This window comes from Rhizobium sp. A22-96, assembly GCF_053521805.1.
Genome location: NZ_JBNWDQ010000004.1, coordinates 599,104 through 619,196, shown reverse-complemented (window position 1 = coordinate 619,196; position 20,093 = coordinate 599,104). Strand labels below are relative to the sequence as shown.

Annotated in this window: 22 protein-coding genes; 16 read left to right on the top strand and 6 right to left on the bottom strand. The window is 60.8% G+C overall.

The genetic code is table 11. The features are described from left to right. Positions 1-54 precede the first annotated feature (54 nt). The 7 genes from ACQZ6F_RS21255 (at position 55) to ACQZ6F_RS21225 (ending at position 5,695) form a co-directional block, all read left to right on the top strand. Positions 55-888 (top strand): SDR family oxidoreductase, encoded by an 834-nt coding sequence (locus ACQZ6F_RS21255; RefSeq protein ID WP_449093741.1) that lies wholly within the window; start codon positions 55-57, stop codon positions 886-888. A gap of 120 nt (positions 889-1,008) precedes the next feature. Beyond that, positions 1,009-1,212 (top strand): twin transmembrane helix small protein, encoded by a 204-nt coding sequence (locus ACQZ6F_RS21250; protein WP_047630776.1) that lies wholly within the window; start codon positions 1,009-1,011, stop codon positions 1,210-1,212. Between the two features lie 112 nt (positions 1,213-1,324). Next, the gene (locus ACQZ6F_RS21245; RefSeq protein WP_449093742.1) at positions 1,325-1,903 is read left to right on the top strand and encodes a cob(I)yrinic acid a,c-diamide adenosyltransferase; all 579 of its coding nucleotides are present in this window, start codon (positions 1,325-1,327) and stop codon (positions 1,901-1,903) included. Positions 1,904-2,099: 196 nt separating this feature from the next. Beyond that, positions 2,100-2,849 carry an electron transfer flavoprotein subunit beta/FixA family protein gene (locus tag ACQZ6F_RS21240; protein ID WP_449093743.1) on the top strand — a complete coding sequence of 250 codons (750 nt, stop codon included), beginning with the start codon at positions 2,100-2,102 and terminating at the stop codon, positions 2,847-2,849. Between the two features lie 27 nt (positions 2,850-2,876). Continuing rightward, positions 2,877-3,818: an electron transfer flavoprotein subunit alpha/FixB family protein gene (locus ACQZ6F_RS21235; protein WP_449093744.1), complete on the top strand. Its 942-nt coding sequence runs from the start codon at positions 2,877-2,879 to the stop codon at positions 3,816-3,818. A 148-nt stretch (positions 3,819-3,966) separates the two neighbouring features. Next, positions 3,967-4,845, top strand: a complete 879-nt coding sequence (locus ACQZ6F_RS21230; RefSeq protein ID WP_068389142.1) for a 3-hydroxybutyryl-CoA dehydrogenase — start codon at positions 3,967-3,969, stop codon at positions 4,843-4,845. Positions 4,846-5,107: 262 nt separating this feature from the next. After that, positions 5,108-5,695 (top strand): DUF1989 domain-containing protein, encoded by a 588-nt coding sequence (locus tag ACQZ6F_RS21225; RefSeq protein ID WP_449093745.1) that lies wholly within the window; start codon positions 5,108-5,110, stop codon positions 5,693-5,695. Between the two features lie 49 nt (positions 5,696-5,744). On the opposite strand, the gene tlpA is transcribed toward ACQZ6F_RS21225, so the two are convergent. Next, positions 5,745-6,410: a thiol:disulfide interchange protein TlpA gene (gene tlpA, locus ACQZ6F_RS21220; RefSeq protein ID WP_449093746.1), complete on the bottom strand. Its 666-nt coding sequence runs from the start codon at positions 6,408-6,410 to the stop codon at positions 5,745-5,747. Positions 6,411-6,433: 23 nt separating this feature from the next. On the opposite strand from tlpA, the gene argH reads away from it, so the two are divergent. The 4 genes from argH to ACQZ6F_RS21200 all read left to right on the top strand — a co-directional run bounded on the left by argH (position 6,434) and on the right by ACQZ6F_RS21200 (position 12,378). Beyond that, complete coding sequence (gene argH, locus ACQZ6F_RS21215; RefSeq protein WP_449093747.1) at positions 6,434-7,834, top strand: argininosuccinate lyase; 1,401 nt, start codon at positions 6,434-6,436, stop codon at positions 7,832-7,834. A 99-nt stretch (positions 7,835-7,933) separates the two neighbouring features. Continuing rightward, positions 7,934-8,128 carry an LPS translocon maturation chaperone LptM gene (lptM, locus tag ACQZ6F_RS21210; RefSeq protein ID WP_068389134.1) on the top strand — a complete coding sequence of 65 codons (195 nt, stop codon included), beginning with the start codon at positions 7,934-7,936 and terminating at the stop codon, positions 8,126-8,128. Positions 8,129-8,141: 13 nt separating this feature from the next. Then, entirely contained in the window at positions 8,142-9,413 is a 1,272-nt protein-coding gene (gene lysA / locus ACQZ6F_RS21205) for a diaminopimelate decarboxylase (protein WP_449093748.1), read from the top strand. Between the two features lie 247 nt (positions 9,414-9,660). Continuing rightward, positions 9,661-12,378, top strand: a complete 2,718-nt coding sequence (locus ACQZ6F_RS21200) for a TIGR02302 family protein (RefSeq protein ID WP_449093749.1) — start codon at positions 9,661-9,663, stop codon at positions 12,376-12,378. Positions 12,379-12,393: 15 nt separating this feature from the next. Here ACQZ6F_RS21200 and ACQZ6F_RS21195 read toward each other — a convergent pair whose 3' ends face one another. The 3 genes from ACQZ6F_RS21195 to ACQZ6F_RS21185 form a co-directional block, all read right to left on the bottom strand. Beyond that, on the bottom strand, positions 12,394-12,753 hold the full coding sequence (locus ACQZ6F_RS21195; RefSeq protein ID WP_068389128.1) for a response regulator: 360 nt from the start codon (positions 12,751-12,753) through the stop codon (positions 12,394-12,396). Positions 12,754-13,015: 262 nt separating this feature from the next. Further along, positions 13,016-13,561, bottom strand: a complete 546-nt coding sequence (gene hpt, locus ACQZ6F_RS21190) for a hypoxanthine phosphoribosyltransferase (RefSeq protein WP_068389122.1) — start codon at positions 13,559-13,561, stop codon at positions 13,016-13,018. Between the two features lie 201 nt (positions 13,562-13,762). Beyond that, positions 13,763-14,422: an FxLYD domain-containing protein gene (locus ACQZ6F_RS21185; RefSeq protein WP_449093750.1), complete on the bottom strand. Its 660-nt coding sequence runs from the start codon at positions 14,420-14,422 to the stop codon at positions 13,763-13,765. A 208-nt stretch (positions 14,423-14,630) separates the two neighbouring features. Between ACQZ6F_RS21185 and ftsE the strand changes: the two genes are divergently transcribed. The 4 genes from ftsE (at position 14,631) to ACQZ6F_RS21165 (ending at position 18,011) form a co-directional block, all read left to right on the top strand. Continuing rightward, positions 14,631-15,290 carry a cell division ATP-binding protein FtsE gene (gene ftsE / locus ACQZ6F_RS21180; RefSeq protein ID WP_449093751.1) on the top strand — a complete coding sequence of 220 codons (660 nt, stop codon included), beginning with the start codon at positions 14,631-14,633 and terminating at the stop codon, positions 15,288-15,290. Continuing rightward, positions 15,283-16,320 carry a cell division protein FtsX gene (locus ACQZ6F_RS21175; RefSeq protein ID WP_449093752.1) on the top strand — a complete coding sequence of 346 codons (1,038 nt, stop codon included), beginning with the start codon at positions 15,283-15,285 and terminating at the stop codon, positions 16,318-16,320. The genes ftsE and ACQZ6F_RS21175 overlap by 8 nt, the downstream gene beginning before the upstream one ends. Before the next feature lie 69 nt (positions 16,321-16,389). Beyond that, a complete protein-coding gene (locus tag ACQZ6F_RS21170; protein WP_449093753.1) occupies positions 16,390-17,112 on the top strand; it encodes a YdcF family protein in 723 nt (240 codons plus the stop codon). Between the two features lie 98 nt (positions 17,113-17,210). Then, a complete protein-coding gene (locus tag ACQZ6F_RS21165) occupies positions 17,211-18,011 on the top strand; it encodes a lysophospholipid acyltransferase family protein (protein WP_449093754.1) in 801 nt (266 codons plus the stop codon). Between the two features lie 33 nt (positions 18,012-18,044). On the opposite strand, the gene ACQZ6F_RS21160 is transcribed toward ACQZ6F_RS21165, so the two are convergent. After that, the gene (locus ACQZ6F_RS21160; RefSeq protein WP_449093755.1) at positions 18,045-18,578 is read right to left on the bottom strand and encodes a gamma-glutamylcyclotransferase; all 534 of its coding nucleotides are present in this window, start codon (positions 18,576-18,578) and stop codon (positions 18,045-18,047) included. 52 nt (positions 18,579-18,630) lie between these two features. On the opposite strand from ACQZ6F_RS21160, the gene ACQZ6F_RS21155 reads away from it, so the two are divergent. Next, the gene (locus ACQZ6F_RS21155) at positions 18,631-19,644 is read left to right on the top strand and encodes a DUF2125 domain-containing protein (RefSeq protein ID WP_077471753.1); all 1,014 of its coding nucleotides are present in this window, start codon (positions 18,631-18,633) and stop codon (positions 19,642-19,644) included. A 4-nt stretch (positions 19,645-19,648) separates the two neighbouring features. On the opposite strand, the gene ACQZ6F_RS21150 is transcribed toward ACQZ6F_RS21155, so the two are convergent. After that, a complete protein-coding gene (locus tag ACQZ6F_RS21150; protein ID WP_449093756.1) occupies positions 19,649-20,077 on the bottom strand; it encodes a GNAT family N-acetyltransferase in 429 nt (142 codons plus the stop codon). Between the last annotated feature and the right edge of the window lie 16 nt (positions 20,078-20,093).

The following is a 20,093-nucleotide window of genomic DNA, read 5'->3' as shown; positions in this document are numbered from 1 at the left end:
GTATCGGGTCCCCGAATATGGGAAACGAGTTTCTGTTTGTACAGGAAACATCCCATGACGGAACAACGCATTATCCTGCTAACTGGTTGCTCGTCCGGAATCGGCGCCTACTGCGCCAGGGCGTTGAAGACCGACGGATGGCGCGTTTTCGCAACCGTGCGCAGGCAGGAAGACCTCGCAGCGCTTGAAGCCGACGGCATCGAAGCGTTGCTGCTGGATTACACGCGGCCCGAGACGATTTCCGCTGTCGTGGCCACCCTGCGCGAACGTACGGGCGATCGTATTGACGCCTTGTTCAACAACGGCGCCTATGGCCAGCCGGGCGCTGTCGAGGATCTTACAACCGACGTGCTGCGCGAACAGTTCGAGACGAATTTCTTCGGCTGGCACGAGTTGACGCGCCAGATCATTCCGCTGATGCGCAGGCACGGACATGGCCGCATCGTCAATTGTTCCTCGATCCTCGGGCTGGTCCCCTATCGCTTTCGCGGTGCCTACACGGCCTCGAAATTCGCGCTGGAAGGCCTGACGATCACGCTCAGGATGGAGCTGCAGGATAGCGGCATCCATGTGAGCCTCATCGAACCCGGCCCGATCGCGACGCGCTTTACCGCCAACGCGCTCGCCAAGATCAACGAGCATATCGACCTGGAAGGCTCGGCGCATGCGGTGGAATACCGCAGGCAGCTCAGGCGGCTGGACGGATCGGGCCCGATCAGTAAACATAAATTGGGACCCGAAGCTGTTTATGATGTGCTAAAATCGGCGTTGAATGTGAAAAATCCGCGCCCGCATTATCTTGTTACCACCCCTGCCAAGCAGGGTGTTCTCTTGAAAAGGCTATTGCCGGCTAACCTTTTCTATCGTCTGATGCGCCGGCTGGACTAAAGCAATCCCGGGAAAGATGCCTAGCATTTTCCGCCCGGAATTGCGCGGAAACAATGACATGGAGCAGCTTCGAGCTTTCCTGAGAAGCTTAGCTGCTCTGAAGACAAGGGTGGAGGAACCATGTCGACCGTTACTTATGTTGCCGCCATCATTGTCATGGGCCTCGTCGCGATCGTACTCGTTCGCGGCCTGCTGAACATGATGAAAGGCGACAATCCGAACCTTTCGAACCGGCTGATGCAGCTGCGCGTTCTGCTGCAGGCCGTCGCGGTCATCCTGATCATGCTGACGCTCTGGCTGACGGGCGGCGGCCGCCCGGCCTAGAGCAATTCCAGGAAAAGTGCGTAGCGGTTTTCCGTCCGGAATTGCATAAAACAAAGGGTTAGAGCGTTTCGCGATCCGTAGAAAAGCGAAGGGCTCTAACCACAGGAAGACGATGGTCAAGCTCAACAAGATCTACACCAAGACCGGCGATGACGGCACGACTGGCCTCGTCTCCGGTCCAAGGCGGCTGAAACACGATCTGCGCGTCGAAAGCTACGGCACCGTCGACGAAACCAATTCCGCCATCGGCGTCGCGAGGCTGCATACGGCCGACATGCCCGATCTCGACGCCATGCTGATGCGCATCCAGAACGATCTCTTCGATCTCGGCGCTGATCTTTCGACCCCTGAAACCGACGAGCCGCCGGCCTACGAGCCCCTTCGCATCATCGACCATCAGGTCGAGCGTATCGAACACGATATTGATGGGCTCAACGCCAATCTCGAGCCGCTGAGATCCTTCGTCCTGCCTGCCGGCACCCCTGCCTCCGCCCATCTGCATCTCGCTCGCACCATCGCCCGGCGCGCCGAGCGGCTGATGGTGGCCCTTTCGCGCAGCGATGGCGAACATGTCAGCCCGGCAGCGCTGAAATACATCAACCGCCTCTCCGATTTCCTGTTCGTCGCTGCGCGCCACGCCAACGACCACGGACGCGCCGATGTGCTCTGGGTTCCCGGCAAGAATCGCTGATGCCGCGATTAAATCGTTCCAGGCCAGCTTATTGACGTTGACGTAAACGTTATTTATGCCTTTAGGGCAATTCGTATCTCCGCGGCATGGAGGCGTTGTAATTGGGGGAAAAACGCGTATCCATGTCGCCATTCGACAAATGGAATGGCGCTAAACAGCGCATGTTCTCGGGCGGTCATGTTGAAGGAAGGATTCCATGAAGATTCTCGTGCCAGTAAAGCGGGTGGTTGATTACAACGTGAAGATCCGGGTGAAAGCGGATGGATCGGGCGTTGAGCTATCGAATGTGAAGATGTCGATGAACCCGTTCGACGAGATATCGGTTGAGGAAGCGCTGCGGCTGAAGGAAGCCGGCAAGGCCGAGGAAGTGGTGGTCGTATCGATCGGGCCTGCCAAGGCCGAGGAAACGCTGCGGACCGCGCTTGCCATGGGTGCGGATCGCGCCATCCTGGTCGAGACCGACGATGCCGTCGAGCCGCTGGCAGTCGCCAAGATCCTCAAGGGCGTCGCGGATGCAGAGCAGCCCGGCCTGATCATCGTCGGCAAGCAGGCGATCGATGACGACAGCAACCAGACCGGCCAGATGCTGGCAGCCTTGCTCGGCACGGCACAGGCAACCTTCGCCTCGAAGATCGAGATCGGCGACGGCAAGGCCCAGGTCACGCGCGAAGTCGATGGCGGCCTGCAGACCATCGAAGTCAAGCTTCCGGCAGTTGTCACCACCGACCTGCGCCTGAACGAGCCGCGCTACGCCTCGCTGCCCAACATCATGAAGGCCAAGAAGAAGCCGCTCGACAAGAAGTCGCCGGCCGATTTCGGCGTCTCGACCGAGCCGCGCCTGAAAGTGCTGAAGACCGAAGAGCCATCCGGCCGCAAGGCAGGCGTAAAGGTCAAGTCCGTCGCCGAGCTTGTCGAAAAGCTTAAAGTCGAAGCCGGCGTGCTTTAAACCAGTCCGAACGAGGAGTTAGATATCATGGCCATTCTTCTTCTGGCTGATCACGACAATGCCCACCTCTCCGACCAGACCGCCAAGGCGCTGACGGCAGCAACGAAAATCGCCAAGGAAACGGCAAGCGATGTGCATGTGCTCGTCGCAGGTGCTGGCGCAAAGGCTGCCGGCGAACAGGCTGCCAAGCTGTCCGGCGTCTCCAAGGTGCTGGTGGCCGAGGATGCCAGCCTTGCCAACAATCTCGCAGAGCCCTTGGCAGCGCTGATCGTATCGCTGGCCGGTTCCTACGACACCATCATCGGGGCAGCGACCTCGGTCGGCAAGAACGTGCTGCCGCGCGTTGCCGCCCTCATCGACGTCGCCCAGGTCTCGGAAATCATCGAGGTGGTCTCCGCCGATACCTTCAAGCGGCCGATCTATGCCGGCAATGCCATCCAGACGGTGCAGTCAACCGACGCGAAGAAGGTGATCACCGTGCGCACGGCCTCGTTTGCCGCAGCGGACGCAAGCGGCAACGCATCGATCGAGAGTGTCTCTGCTGCTGCAAACCCGGGTCTGTCGACCTTCGTCGGCGATGCGCTGTCGTCGTCGGATCGTCCGGAGCTGACGTCTGCCAAGATCATCATCTCGGGCGGCCGCGCACTCGGTTCTGCCGAGAAGTTCCGCGAGGTCATTCTTCCCGTCGCCGACAAGCTTGGTGCGGCCGTCGGCGCATCCCGCGCTGCCGTCGATGCCGGCTATGCGCCGAACGATTGGCAGGTGGGCCAGACCGGCAAGGTGGTGGCACCGCAGCTCTATATCGCCTGCGGCATTTCCGGCGCCATCCAGCATCTGGCCGGCATGAAGGATTCGAAGGTCATCGTCGCCATCAACAAGGACGAGGAAGCCCCGATCTTCCAGATCGCCGACTATGGCCTCGTAGCAGACCTCTTCGAAGCACTCCCCGAACTACAAAAGGCGCTTTGATCGTACCTATTGATCTTCTCGCAGTTGCGAGAGACTGGAAAATCGTCTCTTATAGGTCTATCAATCTTTGCCGGGCTAGAAATGGCCCGGCAAATTTGTGGTTGAGAAAATAGCGCACCGCCAAGAGCGCGCCGCCGGGGAGTTGGCAATGAGTTCGCTGAAGACGATCGGTATTATCGGCGCGGGCCAGATGGGCTGCGGTATCGCCCATGTATCGGCCATGGCCGGCTACAAGGTCCATATCTACGACCTCTCGCAGGATCGCATCGAAAGCGGACTTGCCACCATCAACGGCAACCTTGCCCGTCAGGTCAGCTCCGGCAAGACCAGTGATGAGGATCGCAAGGCAGCACTTGCCCGCATCACCGGATCGAACGATCTCAACGACCTCGCCCAGGTCGATCTCGCCATCGAGGCCGCGACCGAGGACGAAAGCGTCAAGCGCAAGATCTATGCGCAGGTTTGCCCGATCCTGAAGCCCGAGGCGATGCTCGCCACCAACACTTCGTCGCTGTCGATCACCCGCCTCGCCTCCGCCACCGACCGGCCGGAGCGCTTCATGGGCATCCACTTCATGAACCCGGTGCCGGTGATGAAGCTGGTGGAGCTGGTGCGCGGCATCGCCACCGGCGAACCGACCTTCTCCGCCGCCAAGGAATATGTGTCCTCGCTGGACAAGACGATCACCGTCGCCGAGGATTTCCCCGCCTTCATCGTCAACCGCATCCTGCTGCCGATGATCAACGAGGCGATCTACACGCTTTACGAAGGCGTCGGCACCGTCGATGCCATTGACACCGCCATGAAGCTCGGCGCCAACCATCCCATGGGCCCGCTGCAGCTTGCCGACTTCATCGGCCTCGACACCTGCCTGTCGATCATGCAGGTCCTCCATGACGGCTTGGCCGACTCCAAATATCGCCCCTGCCCGCTCCTGGTAAAATATGTCGAAGCCGGCTGGCTCGGTCGTAAATCCGGTCGTGGTTTCTACGACTATCGCGGCGAAGTACCGGTTCCGACGCGGTAACAGCCCTATACGGGGCCAACCCTAGTGGTTCGAGGCTCCGCCCTTCGGGCTCCGCACCTCACCATGAGGGCTGGAACGGAGCCAGCGTCAAACAAACGGAGCGCGCTGGAAATGGCGGGAATTTCAGCGGACACAATAGGTTAGCCCTCACCCTGAGGTGGGAGCGCAGCGACCCTCGAAGGGCGAGGGCGGGTGTCCACGCCACCAAACCGCCCAAATCCCTCAGCCGCCCCAATTACCCCGAACAAATGAGGAGGCACGAATGCGCTCAACTATTCCACCTCAGTCAGGCCGCAGTTTCCAGCTGCGAAAGGGCCAGTTCGCGCGCGTGATTGATCCGGAGGGGCAGCAGGTTGCGGATATGTGGGCATTCGCACCGGATGGCGACGGGCTGGATTGGCTCAGCACGTCGCAGACCCGCGACATCACCGAGCGCCTCTTCCCCAAACCAGGCGAATGTTTCTACAGCGAGAAGGGCCACCCGCTTCTGAAGCTGGTCGAGGATAACTCGCCAGGCCCTCACGATATGCTGTTTCCGCCCTGCGACACGGCACTTTACGCCCGCGCCGGCCTGCACAATCATCCCAATTGCTACGACAATTTCCTTGGCGCCCTGCACGAGGCAGGGATGACCATGCCCTTCGTGCCCAACCCGGTGAACCTGTTTCAGAATTCACCGCCGCAACCCGATGGCCGGCTCGAAGTGCTTGCATCGAAGAATCCGCCCGGCGGCAACGTTCTTCTGCGCGCCGAAGCCGATGTGCTTCTCGTCGTGACGGCCTGCTCCGTCGACTACCATCCGACCAATGGCGACAAATGCACGGAAATCATCATCGAGATCGATGGATAGGGGATAACCCCAGGCGTCGCCATTCCCGATTTGAAGATGGCTTCGGATATCAAATTCCTGCAGCCGCCTTGACCAGCTTCTTGGCGTCGTCGCTGTCCCATACGGCCGGCCCGTTCATCGCCGATAGCAGGCAGCCCTTGTCGTCGATAAGCAGTGTCACCGGCAGGCCAAAGGCCAATCCCTGCTTCTTCAGCACATTGAACACGCCCATGGTGTTGTCGCGGTAGTAGCCAAGCTTGTCGATGGCATATTCCGTGCGGAAGGTCTTGGTCTTTTCATCGTCGCCGGTATCGATGTTGACGGCGACCACCTCGAACTTGTCGTTGCCGACGCTTTTCTCAAGCGCGTTCAGCGCTGGCATCTCCTCGCGGCACGGCACGCACCAGGTCGCCCAGATGTTGAGCAGCACGGTCTTGCCGGCAAAGCTGTTGATCGACAGCGGCTGTCCCTCGGCACCCTTGAAGGAAATGTTCCTCAGCGAGATCGGCGCCGGCGGCACGCTCATGGCGGCAACCTGACCCTTGGTGAAGGGCGTCAGGGCAGCGGCGCGATCCTTAGCTGTCCCGCATTGATCGGCGGAAGCTGTTTCACCGATGCCATTGCCATACCCTGCCTCCTTCACGTATACCGCTGCCGCGCCGGCAATAATCCCAGCGACGGCGGCAAGCATAACGAGTTTCATGGACGGCAGACCGAACGGCTTCTTTGCTGTCATTTCATTCTCCAGGTGGGCATCTCATGACTGACGGCACGGACACCAAATCCTCCAACCAGATGTGGGGCGGGCGTTTCGCTTCCGGCCCCGCGGCAATCATGGAGGAGATAAATGCATCGATCGGTTTCGACAAGAAGCTGTTTGCACAGGATATCCGCGGCTCAATCGCGCATGCCAGTATGCTTGCCCATCAAGGCATCATTTCAACCGAGGATAAAGACAAGATCGTTCACGGGTTGAACACGATCCTGTCAGAGATCGAAAGCGGCAATTTCGAGTTTTCGCGCCGCCTCGAAGACATCCACATGAACATCGAGGCGCGGCTCGCGACCCTCATCGGTCCGGCCGCCGGCCGGCTGCACACGGCCCGCTCGCGCAACGACCAGGTGGCGCTCGATTTCCGCCTCTGGGTGAAGGAAGAACTGCAGAAGTGCGAGCAGGCGCTGACCGATCTGATCGCAGCCTTCCTCGACCGCGCCGAAGAGCATGCCGATAGCGTCATGCCCGGCTTCACCCATCTGCAGACAGCGCAGCCGGTCACCTTCGGCCACCACTGCATGGCCTATGTCGAGATGTTTGGCCGCGACCGCTCGCGCGTCCGCCATGCCATCGAGCACATGGACGAATCGCCGATCGGCGCCGCAGCGCTTGCCGGCACAGGCTTCCCGATCGATCGCCACATGACGGCGAAGGCGCTCGGCTTCCGCGAGCCGACCCGCAACTCGATCGACACGGTTTCCGACCGCGATTTCGCGCTGGAATTCCTGTCGATCGCCGCCATATCAGGCATGCACCTGTCGCGCCTTGCCGAAGAAATCGTCATCTGGTCGACACCGCAATTCGGCTTCGTCCGCCTCTCCGACGCCTTCTCCACCGGCTCCTCCATCATGCCGCAGAAGAAGAACCCGGATGCGGCCGAGTTGGTGCGCGCCAAGACCGGCCGCATCAACGGCTCGCTTGTGGCGCTGCTGACCATCATGAAGGGTCTGCCGCTCGCCTATTCCAAGGACATGCAGGAAGACAAGGAACAGGTCTTCGACGCCGCGGAAAGCCTGGAACTGGCGATTGCAGCCATGACCGGCATGGTGCGCGACCTGACGATCAACACGGCGCGCATGAAGGCAGCCGCCGGCTCCGGCTACTCCACCGCGACGGACCTTGCCGACTGGCTGGTGCGCGAGGCGGGCCTGCCGTTCCGCGACGCCCATCATGCAACGGGACGTGCCGTGGCGCTTGCCGAAAGCAAATCCTGCGATCTCGCCCAGCTGTCTCTCGAGGAGCTGCAGGCAATCAATCCTGCCATCACCGACAAGATCTTCGACGTGCTCACGGTCGAGGCCTCGGTTGCCAGCCGCAAGAGCTTCGGCGGCACGGCGCCTTCCGAGGTGCGCAAGCAGATCGCCTTCTGGCGTGCCCGCAACTGAAAAGACTGACGAAAACGCAAGCAAACAATCAGGGTGCACAAGACGCGGAAACTTCGCTAAGAAGAATGCATTCCGCGTTTGCCGCCCAAGAGGATTTCGATGCAGATCAACATGCCGCATATCATCCGCCTGACCGTCGTGCTTTCGGTCATCGGCCTTGCCGTCGTCGGATGTGGCCGCAAAGGCGATCTCGACCCGCCGAGTGCTCACGCGACCAAGGGTGGCGACGTTTCCAAGCCGACGAAGCAGCCGGGTGAGCAGGACAAGAAGTTCTTCCTCGATCCGCTTCTCTGATTAGGCATCGGCCGTGAACCATTTTCAGTATCGCGACGGCATCCTCTATGCGGAGGATGTGCCGGTTCCCGAGATCGCCAAGGCGGTCGGCACCCCGTTCTACGTCTATTCGACGGCAACGCTGGAACGCCACTATCGCGTCTTCTCGGAAGCCTTTAGCGACGTAGACGCCATGGTTTGCTACGCCATGAAGGCCAATTCCAATCAGGCGGTATTGAAGACGCTCGGCCGCCTCGGCGCCGGTGTCGACGTCGTTTCCGTCGGCGAGCTGCGCCGCGCATTGGCGGCCGGAATTCCGGCAAGCCGCATCATGTTCTCCGGCGTCGGCAAGACCGCGCAGGAAATGGATGTGGCGCTCGAAGCCGGCATCTACTGTTTCAACGTCGAATCCGAGCCCGAGCTGGAAGTTTTAAACCAGCGCGCCGTCCGCGCCGGCAAGGTGGCGCCGGTTTCCTTCCGCATCAACCCTGATGTCGATGCCCGCACCCATGCGAAGATTTCGACCGGCAAGAAGGAAAACAAGTTCGGCATTTCCTGGCAGCGCGCCCGCGCCGTTTATGCCCGAGCTGCGAGCCTGCCCGGCATCAGCGCCACCGGCATCGACATGCATATCGGCAGCCAGATCACCGAGCTGCAGCCTTTCGACGATGCCTTCAAGCTGCTGCGCGATTTGGTGGAAACGCTGCGTGGCGACGGCCACCATATCCATCACGTCGATATCGGCGGCGGCCTCGGCATCCCCTATCGCGACGACAACAACCCGCCGCCCTTGCCCGATGCCTATGCCGAGATCGTCAAGAACCAGCTGCGCGGCCTCAATTGCAAGATCGTCACCGAGCCGGGCCGGCTGATCGTCGGCAATGCCGGCATTCTGGTGACGGAAGTGATCTATGTGAAGGATGCCGGTGACAAGAGCTTCGTCATCGTCGACGGCGCCATGAACGACCTGATCCGCCCGACGCTTTATGAAGCCTATCATGAGATCCGCCCGGTTGTCGTTGCAGCCGGCGATATCAAGCGCATCAAGGCGGATGTCGTCGGCCCCGTCTGCGAGACCGGTGATTATCTGGCGCTCGACCGCGACATGGCGATGCCGAAGCCCGGCGATCTTCTCGCCGTCAGCTCCGGCGGCGCCTATGGCGCCGTGCAAGCCGGCACCTACAACAGCCGGCTTCTGGTTCCAGAAGTGCTGGTCAAGGGCGGCAAATTCCACGTCATCCGTCCGCGCGGCACCTATGAGGAGCTGATCGCGCTGGATTCGCTTCCCGCCTGGCTCGAAGGATAGTCGGCTTCGCGCTCGAATCTGCGCGCGGAAGGACAATCCTGTCCACCGCTGCCAAGCGATCACGTTTCAGCGAAGTCCGATGAAAAAACAGGCTTTGGCGCGGCTTGCCCTCGTCTTCGCCACAAAGAATGTTATCTTTGCTGAATTGGTGTCTCGCCGGGCGCCGCGAGCTTGGATGTGTGGGACATCCGGCCAATTTCCAACGGGCAAATAGCCATCAACGTCAGATCGGGAGAAAACCGGACCGATGACCAGCCCCAGCAACCCCAAGAAGGGCGCTTTCGCCACCCGTCCGGCGCTGGCGCGCATGGTTGCGGTCAAGCGTCTCTTTGCACGGTTCGTGCTGGTTTCCGAACAGCTTCTGCCCCGGCTGCTGTTGCCGGCATCCATTCTCGCCCTGTTCCTGTCTGCTGCATGGTTCGGCATTTTCCGCGTCGCACCGGATATCCTGCGCCTCTTGATGCTCGCCGTCTTCGTCGTCGGTTTTGCCGTCTCCCTCTATCCGCTGCGCCGTCTGCGCTGGCCCGATATCAGCGAGGCGGATCGGCTGCTGGAAGAGCGCAATGGCCTCGCCCACCAGCCAGTCACGGTGCAGGAAGATGAGCCGGCGCTCGAGACGCCCTTTGCCCGTGCACTCTGGCGCGAGCACCAGACCCGCATGGCGGAACGTATTGCCGCGCTGGATGCGGGCCTCCCGCGGCCGGATATCGCACGTTACGACCGTTTCGCCCTGCGTGCTATTCCGGCATTGCTGCTGGTAACGGCCTTCAGTTTCTCGATGTCGAATGGCGGCGGCTCTCTGAGCGATGTCTTCACCGTATCCGCCTCCGGCTCGAGCAATCCGGATGTCCGTGTCGACGCCTGGGTCACACCGCCCTATTATACCGGCGAGCCACCGGTCTATCTCACCGGCAACGTCGCCAATGCCAGCGATAATCTCAACGTACCGCAATTCTCCGAGCTTACCGTGCGCGTCACCGGCGCCTCGGCCGATGAGAAGGTGCTATTCCAGGCAGCTGGTGCCGACAAGGGCGTCGAAGTTCCCGAACAAGTCGCCGATGCCGATCAGCAGGCCACACCGGCCGGCAGTAAGCCTGCTGCAGCGCCGCCGGTGGCACCAGGCAACGCCACCCCACCTGCAGCCGATGGCATGATAGCCCGCACGCATGTGCTGAAGCTCGAAAAGGGCGGAGCACTCACCGTCAACGGCAAGTCCTGGTCCTTCAATGTCGTGGTCGACAAGCCGCCGGAAATCAGCTTTGACGGCATTCCGCATGCCAATGCCAGCGGCGCACTGGAGCTCGGCTTTAGGGTCAAGGATGATTACGGCGTCGAGGAAGCCCACGCCGAGATCGTGCCCGTCGATTCCGATCCGGCCGCGACGCCGCTCTACGGCCTGCCGGAATACAAGCTGGACATTCCGCGCCGCGACCGCCGCAATGGCAAGGGTCTCGGAAGCCATGACCTGACGCAGGATCCGCTTGCCGGCAAGCGGGTGCGCATCACCCTGGTCGCCAAGGACGGAGCCGGGCAGACCGGGCGCAGCGCGCCCTATGAGATGGTTCTGCCGCCCCGTAATTTCAGCCAGCCGCTGGCAGCCGCCGTCGCCGAGGAGCGCCAGGTCTTCGCGCTCGATACGCGCAAGATGCCCGAGGCGATAGAGCTCAACAAATCGCTGACCATCCGGCCGGAAGAAACCATTCCCGATCTCGGCAATTATCTGGCGATCAAATCGGCGCTGACGCGGATGAAACTTGCCAGCAGCAATGCCGCATTGAAGGACACCGCCGACTATCTCTGGCAGATCGCGCTCGGCATGGAAGATGCCCAGCTGACCGACGCCGAGAAGGCCCTGAAGGATGCACAGCAGAAGCTTTCCGACGCGCTGCAGCGCAACGCCTCGGATGAGGAAATCAAGAAGCTGACGGCCGAGCTGCGCAAGGCGATGGATGCCTATATGAAAGAGCTGGCCGAACGCATGCGCAACATGCCGGCCCAGCCCAACCAGCGCTCCGCCAATATTCTGCGTCAGCAGGACTTGCAGCGGATGATGGACCAGATCGAAAATCTTGCGCGCTCCGGCAATCGACAGGCGGCGCAGCAGATGCTTTCCCAATTGCAGGATCTGATGAACAGCCTTCAGGCCGGCAAGCCCCAGCCCGGACAGCAGCAGAACCAGGCAAATGACAAGATGCGCGAGCAGATGGACAAGCTCGGCCGCATCATGCGCGATCAGCAGAAGCTCATGGACCAGACCTTCAAGTTCGACCAGGCCATGCGTGATCGCATGCAGCGCGGCGATTCCAACGAGGATGGCGACGGCCTGATGGATCAGCCGCTGCCCAACCTCGGCGACCAGAACCGACCCGACATGGGCCAGAAAAATCAGGGCCAGAACCAGCAGGGCAAGAAGGATAGCGACCCCACCGATGGCATGACCGCCGATCAGCTGCGCGACGCATTGAAGCAGTTACGCCAGCAGCAGGACGACCTAGCCAAGCAGCTCGGCGAGCTCCAGAAAAACCTCGGCTCGATGGGCATGAAGCCGAACCAGAATTACGGCAAGGCCCAGCAGGAAATGAAGGGTGCCGCAGGCCAGCTGACCGAAGGCAACGGCGAAGGCGCCGTACAGGGCCAGGGCCGCGCGCTTGACGCCTTGCGCAAGGGCACACGCGACATGATGAACCAGCTCATGGCGCAGATGCAGCAGCAGGGACAAGGCCAGGGCCAGGGGCAAATGCCGGGACAAATGGGTCCGGGCGGTCAGGGTGGCCGCGATCCACTCGGCCGGCCGCGTAATGACAACGGTCCCCTGGATAATCCCGATAGCGATATGATACCCAAGATCATTGATGCTCAGCGCGCTCGTGAAATTCTCGATGCCATTCGCGAGCGGTTGAGCAATAATCCCTCATTGTCTGAGGAACGGCGCTATCTGGAACGTCTGCTGAATCTGGGCCAGTAGCGCCGACGAGACGGTTCAGGCGGCCAGGGCGCGGGCGACTGCCTTGCGGATGTCAGGCAGAGCAAAAGGCTTGGCGACGACATCGACGATCTTTTCCATCAGATCGTCTGCCCGCTCGCGCTGCTCGGCATAGCCGGTCATCAGCAGGATTTTCATTCCCGGGCAGGTCGAATGAGCCTGATGCGCAAGCTCGATGCCGTCCATGACGGGCATGCGAATATCCGACAGCAGCAGATCGTAGCTGCCCAATTTCAGCTTTTCCAAACCTTCGGCGCCATCAGCTGCCTCTTCGGTCTCGTGGCCGTCCAGGCGCAACGCGCGGGCGACGAAGGTGCGAAGCGAATCTTCGTCTTCCGTGATGAGAATTTTTGCCATGGCCTATGCTCCTGGTCCGTCATGTTCCGCGACCGAAATCACCAGAATTCCGTTTGCGATAGGTAAACGAGGAGGGTCGATCAGGCTCCGTGGTTAATGAGTCGTCATCACTGGAGCAGAATGGGACAGCCAGGACGGCTGCCCGCGTTAACTCAGATTCACCGGAGCGGTCGCGCGTTTCAAGGCATCGCTTGACCGCTCCGAATTATTGTCTTTGCGCAATTACGGGCGGGAGACCGCCACGCATTTTCCTGAAATTGCGTCAGGTAGCATCGCCCGTGACTACGCCCACAAAGGGTAGCTCGCGGAAGGCATAGGCGACATCCATGCCATAGCCGACCACGAAATAATCGGGGCATTCGAAGCCGACATAATCGGCCTCCAGCTCTTCCTGGCGCTTGACGCTCTTATCGAGCAGCACCGCGAGCGAGACGTTGCGGGCGCCACGCTCATAGAGCAGTTCCTTGGCGAAACGCAGGGTACGGCCGGATTCGAGAATATCGTCTACCAGCAGCACGTCGCGGTCTCTCACATCGCTGTCGATGTCCTTGACGATGCGAACCCCCTGAGACGTCGTGCCGGCGCCGTAGCTCGACAAGGTGATGAATTCGACTTCCGGCGCAAGCCCGGTGTCATGCAGCGCGCGCAGCAAGTCGGCTGCAAAAATGAACGAGCCCTTGAGAATGGCAATGACGAGGAGATCCTTCGTCGGGCCGCTGGCAATCTGCTGCGCCAGAGCCTTGTTACGCTCGGCAATCTGCTCGGCAGTGAAAAGCGGCTCGATATTTTTCCCGCGTACGACAGGCATTGATTGGCATGCTCCATGGCTGTGCTGCGGCACTTGTCCGCTGATCAAGCTCTAGCCCCTAGCACAATCAGCACAGCCGACACACCCCCCAGAGTCGGATGATTTTAGGCCCAATCCACCTAAAATCTGAATCTGCGCTAGAATCAAATAGCTGGAGTGTGGTGCCGCCCGAAGGCCACCTACACCTTTCGGCATTACCGTTTAGGGCATGAAGGTCAGGCGAACATCCGGTGTTTTTCCGCCGGGATGCTGCAATCGCGTCGAAAACCCTCGGCTCTCATGCGGGGCGAGACGATCGATCGGCACATTCACGACAACGCTTCTGACCAGCTGATCGCCGGCAAAAAGATTGGCGCGTATCGGCGGAACTGAGAGCGTCGCGCCGCTGACATTCTCGATAATGCCATTCAATGTCAGCACACGCAGCCCGTTCTCGTCGCGCGGCGTCAGCGTTACATGCGCGAATTGCAGCGGCTCGCCAACCATCTCGCCCGTCGTATCCGACAGGCCGGAAAAACCGCCGGAAAGACCGAAGATCAGCACCGCAAGCGAAACGATGAGCGCCACGAAACTCCGGCGCGAGGCCTGCTGCAAAATCTCTTCGATAAAGCGCAGCAAAGCCAATGTGCGCGAGAGCATGGTCCTGCGCGCCGGCTGCGGCCGCAACTTTGCTCGCAAAGGGTCACCATGGCGCATATTGGCGCCCGAGATGCTTCTGCCGGAAACGGTCACGAACTCCGCATCGACGATGTCAGGCTTCGGCGTGAAATGGTGCACCTGGCCCGGACCCGATCCGCGCTCGGGCGGAATGAGGTCATAAACCAGCCCCGCCTGTTGCGGACGGTGGCGAAAAGCGCCCATGATGACCTCCCGTTTCGGTGATCCACATGGTTTCGACGCCCATTGCGAATGAGGGCATTGAAACGAATCCTGCCCAGTCGTAAATTTTAATGGTTAATGCTTCGCAAAGATCGCCATGAATGGGGCGCCTTTCCAGAAAATTTACCGGCTGTTAACGCCGCTGGTTAACAAGTCGCCTGATTGAACCCCGCGGAAGACTGGATGCCCGTTGATTCATTTTGAGAACGTCGGTTTGCGTTACGGCATAGGCCCGGAAATCCTCCGCGACCTCAGCTTCGACATTCCGCGAAAATCGTTCCAGTTCCTCACCGGTCCCTCCGGCGCCGGCAAGACGACGCTGCTGCGGCTGCTGTTCATGTCGCTGCAGCCGACCCGTGGGCTGATTCGCATGTTCGATCGGGAGATTTCCTCGATCCCGCGCAACGAGCTGCCTCTGCTGCGACGCCGCGTCGGCATCGTCTTCCAGGATTTTCGGCTGCTCGATCACCTGACGACCTATGAAAATGTCGCCCTTCCGCTGCGCGTGCGCGGCAAGGACGAAACCTCCTATCGCACCGATGTGCTGGAGCTGCTGAAATGGGTCGGCCTGGGCGAGCGCATCAACGTGCTGCCGCCGGTGCTCTCGGGTGGCGAAAAGCAGCGCGCCGCCATTGCGCGCGCGCTCATCGACCGCCCGGAAATCCTGCTTGCAGACGAGCCGACGGGCAATGTCGATCCGCCAATGGCACGCCGGCTGCTCAATCTGTTCCTCGAGCTCAATCGCCTCGGCACCGCCGTCGTCATCGCTACGCACGACCTTGCCCTGATGGACCAGATCGAAGCCAGGCGCATGATCCTGTCGGGAGGGCATCTCGATATCTATGACTAAGCCCGCCCCTCGCAGCAACGCACAGAACGCCAAAGCCCCGCAGGCACCCACGGCACCACCGCCGGAGCGCAAGCGGCCGGAAATGCGCGTGCGCCCGACCGGTCCGATCGTGCCCTCCTCGAATATTCAGGGCAATGCGCTGATCGTCGTCATCGCCATCATGGCTTTTCTCGCCTGCCTCACGCTCGGCGCGGTCAGCATGGTCCGCTCGACGGCAGCAAGTTGGGAAGGCCAGATTTCCCGCGAGATCACCATCCAGATCAAGCCGGATGATAATCTGGACATGGAGAAAGCGCTCACCAGCGCCCGTGATATCGCACTCAGCTTCGTCGGCACCAAGTCCGGCCAGATCCTCGATGAGGCGGCAACGGCGCGTCTTCTCGAGCCCTGGCTCGGCGCCGGTCTCGATATCAAGGAATTGCCGGTCCCGCGCCTCGTCATCATCACCATCGACGAGACGCATCCGCCGGATTTCGAGGCCATACGCAGCCTGATCAAGGCGCAGATCCCGCAGGCGACGCTGGACGACCATCGCACCTGGGTCGACCGGCTCGTTTCGATGGCGCACACCACCGTGCTTATCGGCACGGGAATTCTGCTGCTGGTGTTCACGGCGATGGTGCTGACCGTAGTCTTCGCTACACGCGGCGCACTATCGGGCAATCGGCACATCGTCGAGGTGCTGCATTTCGTCGGTGCCGAAAGTACCTTTGTCGCCACCGAGTTTCAGAAGCATTTCCTGAAGATCAGCCTGAAGGGATCGGGAGCAGGCAGCGCGCTTGCCGCCCTGTTCTTCGCCAGCGCCGGCCTCCTGCAGAGCCGTACGATCGCCACGCCGCAGACCGACCAGGCGACCGCCCTCTTCGGCACGTTTTCCGTCGGCGCGCTCGGCTATCTCGGCATTCTCGCGACCATGATCATCATCGCGCTGCTGACCACGCTTACCGCACGTTTTACCGTCATGCGCACGATCTACGAGATCGATTTGATCCGTTCCGACCCCGGCAGGTCGGACAGTGTGCAGAATTGACACTGTGGTGATGATTTTTTGCCGTTGGGCAGCCCGTAGCTTGCCGCAATTGTCGTATAATAGCGAATCATGAGCATGGATCTGACGACTCGCAAGACCGTGAGTTCGCAGCGGCTGGAAGAACAATCCAGCAGCGATAGACCCGTGCGGCGTAGCCTGTTCCGGCGCCTCCTGCGCTGGGGCGGCTTTGGCTTCATATTCCTCGTCGCCATCATTTTCGGCGGCTTCCTGCATTTTGCCGATTCGATCACCACGCTGAAACCGCCGCTGGATCCAAAGGCGGATGGCATCGTCGTGCTGACGGGCGGCTATCAGCGGATCGATCAGGCAGTGGAATTGCTGCGCTCCGGCGCCGGCAACCGGCTGCTGATCTCGGGCGTGCATCCGACCACCACCCCATCGCAGATCCGCAGGCTGACGCAAAGCTCGGTCAATCTCTTCAATTGCTGCGTCGATATCGGCTATGACGCCATCGACACGATCGGCAATGCCCGCGAAGCCGCGAAGTGGATCCATGCCCGGGGCTACAAGAGCGTGCTGGTTGTGACCAACAACTACCATATGCCCCGCAGCCTGGCGGAATTGAAGTATGTCGACCCGTCCACCGACTTCATTCCCTACCCGGTAGTCAATTCCGACCTGAAGACCAAGAACTGGTTCTCCGATCCGAATGCACTGCGCACGATGATTGCTGAATATGCCAAGGTTCTTCTCGCCGGTGCCCGTAATCTCACGGGTTTGGGACGCCCGGTTGGCCTGCGCTCGCAGGAACAGAGCGACGATCCGGACTGAGATGCATGGCCGCGCGCAGACCGACTTTTTATTGACAGCGTAATCGTGTAGGCAAGGCTTCTGATGCTGGCGAAAGCCGGCGTGTTGGGAAAGCCTTGATGATCACCCTGCGTTCGATCCTGTTCAATATCGTCTTCTACGCCAACCTCATCATTCGCATGATCGTGCTCTCGCCGATCTATTTCCTGATGCCGCGCAAGGCCGCCTATGCGATCCCCAAGGCGTGGGCCAAATCCAGCACCTGGCTGATGGAGAAGATCGTCGGCACCACCTTCGAGATCGAAGGCCTGGAGAATATCCCGAAGGGCAGCTACATCTTCGCGCCAAAGCATCAATCCTTCTGGGACACCTTTGCGCTGCTGCCCTACCTTGACGATCCGGTCTATATCCTGAAGCGCGAGCTGATGTGGATCCCGCTGTTCGGCTGGTACGCGGGAAAGCAGCGCATGATCCCGGTGGACCGCGGCGCACGCGGCAAGGTGATGTTCGACGTGCTGAAACGCACCCAGGAAGAGCTCGCCACCGGCCGCCAGCTCATCATCTATCCCGAGGGTACTCGCAGGCCGCCCGGCGCCGAGCCGGTTTATAAATACGGCATCGCCCGCATGTATCGCGATCTCGATATCCCGGTCGTCGCGGTTGCCATGCATCCAGGCCTGTTCTGGCCGCGCCGCACCTTCCGCAAATATCCGGGCCACCTCAAGGTCCGCATCCTGCCGCCGATCGAGCCGGGCTTGGACCCGGATGTCTTCTTCGCCCGACTGATCGAGGAGACGGAAAGGGCAAGCGACGAATTGCTGGTCGAGACCTTCGCCCAGAACCCGCATCTTCCCGTTCCGCCGACGGCAGCCAAGCGCCTGGCGGAAATCCGAGATGCAAAGGTCGCCGCCGCGGTTTGACTTGCCTGCGGCAACATCACAGGAGGCGTCGGCTCAGGATGCCTCCCGCATCCTGTCGATCTCGCCCGCGACCTGCTCCAGCCAATGATCGCGAATGCCCATGTCGCGCAGATGCGTCAGCGTATTGAAGACATAGGCGTCGTTCGGGCCGGATTGGCCACTGGCGGATTCGACGATATGGGCGGCGTCAATGGCGTCCAGCGCGCCGGCATATTGCCTGTGGGCACGATCGACGACATAGGCAACCGCCGTCACCCGACGCCCATCGGCGAGCCGGATGGCCGTCGTCCTCTCCAGATAGACATTGGTTACAAGCTCGCGCTCGCGCAGATAGGACAGGACCTCATCCCACGCCGCAGCCGAGACGCGAAACGCCATGCCGCGGCAGGAGCCGCCGCGATCGAGGCCAAGGACCAGACCGGGGCTCGCCTCGCTGCCGCGATGGACCCAGGAATGCACACAAAGCGAACGGCGGTAGCCGAAAACAAGCGCCTCGGCCTTTTCCTCATACTCGAAGCCCGGATTCCACATGAGCGATCCGTAGCCAAACACCCAAAATTCGTCCATATCCAACGCCAAATCAGTGTGAGAACTTTCAGTCCAACCATTGGAGAACAACATGGCAGCGTCAAGCCAGAGCGTAGCGACCGGCCGAGGCAAACGTCTTTGGATCGTCGTGCTAGGTCTGTTGATAGTCCTTGCCGCGCTCTATACCGGAGGATGGTATTACGCGACCGGCTTCGTCAGAGCCAACGTATTGAAGGCGCTCGGCCAGCAAAATAGCGCCGGCATTGCCGGCAAATGCGAGAACATGGCCTTCAGCGGCTTCCCCTTCTCCATCGGATTGACCTGCGACACGGTGACGGTCGATAACCAGACCCGGGGCGTCTCGGCCAACTTCGACACGCTGAGCGCCTCTGCGCCGGTCTTCCAGCCCAACCACGTCGCCTGGAACCTGAAATCACCGGCCGAGCTGCGGACGACCGAAGGCCTGACGATCTCGGCCGAATGGACGGACCTGCAATCCAACTTGGTCGCCCACGGTCGCGGCGTCGCGCAAAGCCAGACTGTCATCGACGGTCTGAAGGCAGGCATCGTCTCCTCCTTCACTGGCCAGAGCGCCAACGTGACAGCCGCCCATACCGAAATGCACGCCAATCAGAATGGCAGCGATCTCGATTTCGCAATCGGCATCGAGAACGCCAACGCCGTGATCAAGGATTTCCCGCAGACGCTGCCGACCGCCTCGACGAGCGCCAGCGTCACGCTGACAGGCAAGGCCGGCCTGCTCGACGGCAGCGATCGTGAAGGTCTTCGCGGAGCCGCAGGCGTGCTGCACCAAGCCGTCATCGATATCGGCGACGGTCGTGTCATGACGCTCTCCGGTCCCTTCAACTTCGACAGTGATGGATTTTTGTCCGGCCAGTTCAAGCTGGAGATCAACCAGATCGGACCCTGGGGCGATAGCCTGACGGCGACGCTCCCGGCTGCCAAGAGCATCATCAAGACAGCCACCAAGATGCTGAAGGCTCTTGCAAGCGGTGCCGACAAGGTCTCCGTCGACCTCACAGCCGATCGCGGCCGTCTCTCGCTCAGCGGTTTCATTCCGCTCGGAAAAATCCCGCCGATCTGATGCGCTACGGCTTATCCTCTCCGGAGATATCCTTCAGAAAGAATATCTCCGGGCTCGGCTGAACCGCGCGGAAATCGATGCTGCCGGCGGCGCGAAAGCCGTTGCGGCGATGCCAGGCCTGCGGTTCGGCTTCGGCCCACTCGCTGGAGGTCATCAGGACCTCAGCGCCTTGCACGATCATCGCGCTCTCCCATGCCCGGAACAATGCCGTGCCGACACCGGAATGGCGGTGTGACGGCAGCACGCGGATCATGTCCATATAGGGTATCTTGCCCCAGAAGCGGCTGAAGCGCAGAAAGCCGACCGGCAAATCATCCTGCTCGGCGAGCAGATATTCTGCGGACTGGATACAGCGCGTGATCCAGTCCTCACTCACGTCATCATGCTTGGACAGCCATGGAAGATCCTGTGGGCGCCCGTCTCTGATGATCATGGGCAACCCTCCCTTC